Source organism: Mycobacterium sp. NAZ190054, assembly GCF_001545925.1.
GTDB lineage: Bacteria > Actinomycetota > Actinomycetes > Mycobacteriales > Mycobacteriaceae > Mycobacterium.
Window position 1 is genome coordinate 1 of the sequence record NZ_LMVQ01000433.1, and the last position, 1,710, is coordinate 1,710.

A 1,710-nucleotide genomic window follows, 5' to 3' on the forward strand; every position below is an offset into this window, starting at 1 on the left:
GTGGGCGTTCGCGTCGGTCAACGTCGACACGACACCGCGGGTGGCGCAGATGTTCGGCGTCCAGGCGGTGCCGACCGTGGTGGCACTGGCGGCCGGCAGGCCGTTGTCGAGCTTCGAGGGCATGCAGGTCGCCGACCGCTGCGGCGATCAGCCCGACGTCCCAGCCGTCGACCACGACGCCGGTCTGTCCGTCGACGACGGTCTCCGGGGCTCCGCCGGACCGGCCCGCCACCACCGGCACCCCGGTCGAGGACGCCTCCAGGTACACGATTCCGAGGCCCTCGACGTCCAGACCGGCTCCGCGCGTCCGGCACGGCATCGCGAACACGTCGGCCATCGCGTGATGCGCGGGCAACTCCTCGCCGGGCACACCGTCGGTGAACACCACATGCTCGGCAACCCCGAACGTGTGGGCGAGCCGGTGCAGCGAGGTGCGGTACGGGCCACCGCCGACGATCACGAGCGCGGCGTCGGGCACCCGCTGGCGGATCGCCGGTAACGCCCGGATCAGCATGTCCTGCCCCTTGCGCGGGACCAGCCGCGAGACACAGACCACCACCGGCCGTCTGCCGAGGCCGTACCGGGCACGCAGTTCGGCCCTGGCGACCTCGTCGGGGACGAAGCGCTCGGTGTCCACCCCCGGCGGCACATGCTCCAGCGCCGCATCGGGACCGAACGCCGACGCGAACCGTCCCCGGGTGTAGGAGCTGACATAGGTGACGACATCGGTGTCGTTGCCGATGCGGCGCAACGCGGTCCGCGCCAACGGCAGCATCGACCAGCCGACTTCGTGGCCGTGGGTGCTGGCGATCACCCGGCGGGCTCCGGCGGCCCGGGCCAGCGGCGCCAGCAACGCCAGCGGCGCAGCGGCGCCGAACCACACGGTGTCGATGTCGCGGTCCCGGATCAGCCGCTGCATCCGCACGGCCACCGTCGGCTCGGGCACCATCAGGGTCCCGGGATGGCGGACCACCTCGTAACCGGTGTCCTCGGCCACGGCGTCGTAGTCCTCGGCGCCCTTCCATTTCGGCGCGTACACGGTCAGGCGGTGTTCACCGGATTCCACCAGGTGCCCGACGAGCGCCTCCAGATAGGCCTGGATACCGCCGCGCCGCGGCGGATAGTCGTTGGTGACCAGCAGGATGCGCCTCATCGGCTGCCCACCGGAAGCCCGTGCAGCTCCACGCCCAGCACGTCGCGGACCGCGGTCGCGACGTCGGTGTGACCGGGTCCGCACGCCGCGGTGTAGAGAGCACGCAGTTTCGCCGCGCCGTAGGTGACGGCGACGTACGTCGCGAACTCCCATGCCCGGTCGTAGGCCGCCGACCGCCCGGGACCGGGGGTGGCCAGCTCGGCGTCGGTCGGTGGTGTCGGCGCCGCGGCGGGCGGCACCGAGGCCGGTGGGCGTGCGACGTAGTCGGCGACGCCCTCGGTGAGCCACACGGGCGCGTCGGCGGCGGTGCCGGACCTGGCCGCGTAATGAAAAAGTTCGTGGCGCAACACCGTTCGCAAATCGGTGTCGGTCATCGCGCCGGCACCCGGGGAGAACATGATGCGCTCGGCGGTGGTGGTGGCCGCGACATCGGCGCCGCCCCCGGCCAGGGTCGCGAACTGCTCGGCCGACCCGGCGACCATCACCGAGATCTCGCGCCGCCAGTGCGGGCCCCAGAACGCCGGCAGCGCGCCGAGCAGCACGGACATGCCCTTGCG

General features: G+C 72.6%; 1 protein-coding gene and 2 pseudogenes. 1 reads left to right on the top strand and 2 read right to left on the bottom strand.

Annotated features, from left to right (window positions below; translation table 11 throughout):
* Positions 1-139, top strand: a pseudogene (locus tag ASJ79_RS35230) (co-chaperone YbbN); the annotation flags it as partial.
* Here the strand turns inward: ASJ79_RS35230 and ASJ79_RS23445 are convergent.
* Positions 77-1,153 (bottom strand): annotated as a pseudogene (locus ASJ79_RS23445) (glycosyltransferase family 4 protein); the annotation flags it as partial. The pseudogenes ASJ79_RS35230 and ASJ79_RS23445 sit on opposite strands and share 63 nt — an antisense overlap.
* A partial coding sequence (locus ASJ79_RS33435) for a peptidase (RefSeq protein ID WP_067960576.1) occupies positions 1,150-1,710 on the bottom strand: 561 nt, incomplete at its 5' end. The gene ASJ79_RS33435 and the pseudogene ASJ79_RS23445, both read right to left, overlap by 4 nt.